Annotated in this window: 6 protein-coding genes; 4 read left to right on the forward strand and 2 right to left on the reverse strand. The window is 44.5% G+C overall.

Annotated elements, in window-relative coordinates:
- Positions 1-51: 51 nt before the first annotated feature.
- Complete coding sequence (locus tag VIP81_RS16705) at positions 52-1,050, reverse strand: acyl-CoA reductase (protein WP_331963251.1); 999 nt, start codon at positions 1,048-1,050, stop codon at positions 52-54.
- Positions 1,051-1,145: 95 nt separating this feature from the next.
- On the opposite strand from VIP81_RS16705, the gene VIP81_RS16710 reads away from it, so the two are divergent.
- The 4 genes from VIP81_RS16710 (at position 1,146) to VIP81_RS16725 (ending at position 3,815) form a co-directional block, all read left to right on the forward strand.
- Positions 1,146-1,493 (forward strand): 4Fe-4S dicluster domain-containing protein, encoded by a 348-nt coding sequence (locus VIP81_RS16710; protein WP_331963254.1) that lies wholly within the window; start codon positions 1,146-1,148, stop codon positions 1,491-1,493.
- 148 nt (positions 1,494-1,641) lie between these two features.
- Positions 1,642-2,628 (forward strand): D-alanine--D-alanine ligase, encoded by a 987-nt coding sequence (locus VIP81_RS16715; RefSeq protein WP_331963257.1) that lies wholly within the window; start codon positions 1,642-1,644, stop codon positions 2,626-2,628.
- 27 nt (positions 2,629-2,655) lie between these two features.
- On the forward strand, positions 2,656-3,471 hold the full coding sequence (locus tag VIP81_RS16720) for a PASTA domain-containing protein (RefSeq protein ID WP_331963260.1): 816 nt from the start codon (positions 2,656-2,658) through the stop codon (positions 3,469-3,471).
- Between the two features lie 38 nt (positions 3,472-3,509).
- The gene (locus VIP81_RS16725) at positions 3,510-3,815 is read left to right on the forward strand and encodes a rhodanese-like domain-containing protein (protein ID WP_331963263.1); all 306 of its coding nucleotides are present in this window, start codon (positions 3,510-3,512) and stop codon (positions 3,813-3,815) included.
- A 188-nt stretch (positions 3,816-4,003) separates the two neighbouring features.
- On the opposite strand, the gene VIP81_RS16730 is transcribed toward VIP81_RS16725, so the two are convergent.
- Positions 4,004-4,270 (reverse strand): Rid family hydrolase (locus VIP81_RS16730; protein ID WP_331963266.1); only part of this gene is annotated, 267 nt, incomplete at its 5' end.

The raw sequence follows: 4,270 nt of genomic DNA on the forward strand, positions 1-4,270 counted from the left end.
AATCAGTATAATCCTGGACAAAGACAAAGGCCGAAGGCCTTCCCCTCCGCTCTACAATTCCAGGAGAAACTTCATCGTATCAATCCCATCTGCATAGTCGCTGAGGGAAGGTTGCTGGGCGTAGCCAAAAGGAGTAAACGACTGACCTACCAGGCATTGCACGGCTTCCTCACCGGAAAGTTCCTGTTGCAGCTGGGCCATATCTATATAATTACTGTAGTGTAATACGCTGATAGGGGAAAAAAGTGAGGTGTTTTCCTGTAGCAGGATGCTGCCGTTAGTCATGTAAGGGTTGGCGTTTAGCAGCAACAAAGCCAGGTTATAGTCGTAGTTATTTTTGTACTTATGATGATCGGCGAGATAATTGTATTTCTCCAATGCTTTGAGGAGCGGCACAAAATCATAGTTCACGGGTACATACACTTTGGTTACATTTCTGCAGCCCAAGCCGAAATACAGCATAATATCATCTGCCAGTGCGGACAGCTCGGCGGGCGTTTCCTTCCCGGTGAGTATGGCTGCCGACGTACGGTTTTTGCGGATGATATGTGGGTATTTGGCAAAATAGTAATGAAAATACCGGGCAGAATTATTGCTGCCGGTGGCAATATAAGCATCGCACCCCTTCAGCATATCCTGTATTTCGGTTTGGCCGGCCTGTTCCGGATACCATTCACCGATCTTTTCCAGGATATGTTTCATCAGGATCTCATCTTTACCGGAAAGTTTCATTTTTACCCGGTGACCGCTCACAAAGCCGCAAAGCCAGTCGTGAAAGCCTACCAGCGGGATATTACCGGCAGACACGATGCCTACTGTTTTGGGTGTTCGTGTTTCCCCAACCCTGGAATAGCCGGCCAACCACTGCTGAAGAGGGGCAGGAGAAAGAAAATATTGGGAGATATTATCCAATGCATTGTCTATAAAGGAAGGGATAAACCATCCATTTGCAATATAAGCACGCTCTTTTACTGCTTCCAATTCCGGACTTTTATCCGCCAGATACTGCCCCAGGCGCACTAATGCGACTTCTTTTTCTGCTATGTTCATGAAACTGTATAAATAATTGACTTAATTAAACCGGGAAAATTTTATTTTTGTCACACAAAATTAATGGCTTACTACTTAACCAAAAAGTTTACACTATGGCAATTAAGATAACAGACGAATGTATAAACTGTGGCGCCTGCGAACCAGAATGCCCCAACAATGCAATATATGAAGGCGGTGTAGAGTGGGCCATGGCCGATGGCACCACTTTAAAAGGCCCCTATACGTTGATGGACGGTAGTGTAATGGACGCTGACCAGCGTAATGCGCCTATCAGCGTTGATGCCTACTATATTGTGCCCAACAAATGTACAGAATGCCAGGGATTTCATGAAGAACCACAATGTGCGGCTGTTTGCCCGGTAGATTGCTGCGTTCCGGACGAAATGTACCAGGAAACAGTAGATGAGCTGATGGGCAAGAAGGCGAAACTGCACGTTTAAAATATTTTGAAGGAAGCTTAAAAAACCGTTCCCGCTTTGGCGGAGACGGTTTTTTTTATGTAATTTGAACGGCAACAATGGTAAGGGCGGCGGCTCTTGCCAATTAACAAATAACCTTTAACTTTACCCGCTTATTGTAAAAGATCTTATGAAGAAGAATATAGCTTTGGTCGCCGGTGGATATTCCGGAGAGTATGTGATATCTGTGCAGAGTGCCGTAACTATTGAAAATAATCTGGATAGCAGTAAATATAATGTTTACAAGATTATCATTACCAGGGAGAACTGGAGCCATACGAGTGCAGATGGACAGGTGACGGAAGTGGATAAAAATGATTTTTCTCTAACCATCAGCGGAACTAAAATCAGGTTTGACGCCGTATTCATTGGTATTCATGGTACACCAGGGGAAGATGGCCGTTTACAGGGATATTTTGAAATGCTCGGTATACCTTTCACCAGCTGTGGCATGGTGACGTCTGCCCTGACATTCAATAAAAGCTATTGCAATAAGGTGGTAGATGCTCTGGAGGTAGTGAATGTATCCAAATCGGTGCATATTTTCCGCCAACAGCCCTACCATACCGCAGAAATACTGCAACAACTGCGTTTACCCGTATTCGTGAAACCGGCAGAAGGTGGCAGCAGCATCGGGATGTCGAAGGTGAAGACCGCAGAAGAGTTGCAACCAGCTATAGACAAGGCATTTAATGAAGATTCCCAGATCCTGATAGAAGAATTTATCAAAGGCAGAGAACTAACCATGGGACTGTATTATTCCAATGGCGCTATTACCACCTTACCGATTACAGAAGTGGTGAGCAGCAAGGAGTTCTTCGATTATGAAGCGAAGTACACACCCGGTGTATCGAATGAAATTACCCCGGCTCCGGTAAACGATGATATTGCGCGGCAAGTGCGGGAAACCGCTACTGTATTGTATAATAAGTTGAATTGTAAAGGAATAGTGCGGGTAGATTTTATATATGAAGAAGAGAGTGGAAAATTATATTTTCTGGAGATAAATACAATGCCCGGACAATCTGAAAACAGCCTGGTACCACAGCAGGTAAGGGCGGCAGGTAAAACCCTGCAGGAATTTTATGGCCTGCTTTTGGAAGAGAGCATGAAATAAGGATTATCACACTTAACTATAATTATCGTGTTCGACTTTATTACCAAACGTTCATTTGGAGTTAATCTGTTAGCTGTTATCGCGATGTTTTTTGCCCTGGCGCTGATTTTCTTTTCGCTGCTGGGCTTCATCACTAAACACGGGCAACAGTTGACCGTACCAGATGTACACGGAAAAAATGTAAAGGAAGCTATTGACCTGCTGGAAAAAGCCGGTTTTGAAGCAGACGTAAGGGATTCTATTTACATTGATTCCATCAAGCCACTGGCAGTTTATGCACAAACACCTGATAAAGGTGCACAGGTAAAGGTGGGCAGAACGATTTACCTGACCGTTAATAAAATGGTGGCGCCAATGGTGAAAATGCCGGATCTGGAAGGGCTGACCTTCCGTAGCGCTGAAATGATGCTGAAAAGCATGCGTCTCAATGTAGGGGATACCATTTACAGACCTGATATTGCCACCAACTCCGTATTACAACAATTATTAAATGGTAAAAAAGTAAAGGCGGGTGCTTTGGTAGCAGAAGGCAGTAACATTACCCTGATACTGGGTAGTGGTACAGGTAACGTGGAAAACCCGGTGCCTAGTTTCATTGGACTCACCTATGCCGAAGCCCGTGAAATACTGAGCGCCAGCAGCCTGAATCCTGGTACGGTGATCATTGACCCCAATGTAACAGATACTGCCAATGCTTATATTATTAAGCAGGTACCCACCCGCAGAAATGAGATCGGCGACTTTAATATGGTGAGAGCAGGGGAAAGTGTAGACTTCTGGTTATCCGCCACCAAGCCGGTAACAGACAGTGTAGCTGCCGCCAAACCGGTTGAACAGGAATAACCGAAAATGATGTAATTTGATTTTAAATACTTTATAACATGCAAAACATTACGGCAGAAGAGCTGAAACAGCGTATAGACAATGGCGAAGAGCTTTATATATTAGATGTGAGAGAGCCGCATGAACGTGCGGAATTCAACATTGGTGGTACACATATTCCGTTAGGTCAGGTACAGCAGATGCAGGTAGATGAAATTGAAGAGTGGAAAGACAAAGAAATGATCGTTTATTGTCGCAGTGGCAACCGTAGCGGTCAGGCTTGTATGTTGCTGGAAACAATGGGTTTCACCAATGTCAAAAACCTGGCAGGTGGTATGCTGAAATGGACAGAACTGTATAAATAAGCGTAAAGCTTAAGGCGAAAAGCAAAAAGCTATTGAAGCGAATGGCTTTTGCTGATGGCTTAGGGTGGAGCCACAAAGCTATTGAAACAGATGGGCTCCGCTCAGGATATAAAGCTATTGAAGCGAATGATTTTAGTAGACTATTAGTCGCTTAAATCATTCGCTTCAATAGCTTTTTGCTTTCCGCTTTAAGCCTTCTGCTCTACAATAGCGGTGACTTCTATTTCCACGAGGTAGCGGGGATCTATCAGTTTACTTACTTCCACCATAGTGGTAGCGGGCTTAATACTTTTGAAGAACTCTCCGTGTGCCCGGCCGTATTCTTCCCATCTGGATATATCTGTTACGAACATACGGGTGCGTACCACATCATGCAGGGTGGCGCCGGCATTGATGAGTGCGGATTCAATTTTTGCCAGTGCAAACCTGGTTTGTTCGTATGCGTCACCTTCTGC

The sequence above is a fragment of the Chitinophaga sp. genome (genome assembly GCF_036566945.1).
In the GTDB taxonomy this organism is placed as follows: Bacteria; Bacteroidota; Bacteroidia; order Chitinophagales; family Chitinophagaceae; genus Chitinophaga.

Excerpts from the sequence above, each read along its gene's own strand:
- VIP81_RS16710 (WP_331963254.1), top strand. The coding sequence starts at position 1,146 with ATGGCAATTAAGATAACAGACGAATGTATAAACTGTGGCGCCTGCGAA.
- VIP81_RS16715 (WP_331963257.1), top strand. The coding sequence starts at position 1,642 with ATGAAGAAGAATATAGCTTTGGTCGCCGGTGGATATTCCGGAGAGTAT.
- VIP81_RS16725 (WP_331963263.1), top strand. The coding sequence starts at position 3,510 with ATGCAAAACATTACGGCAGAAGAGCTGAAACAGCGTATAGACAATGGC.
- VIP81_RS16705 (WP_331963251.1), bottom strand. The coding sequence starts at position 1,050 with ATGAACATAGCAGAAAAAGAAGTCGCATTAGTGCGCCTGGGGCAGTAT.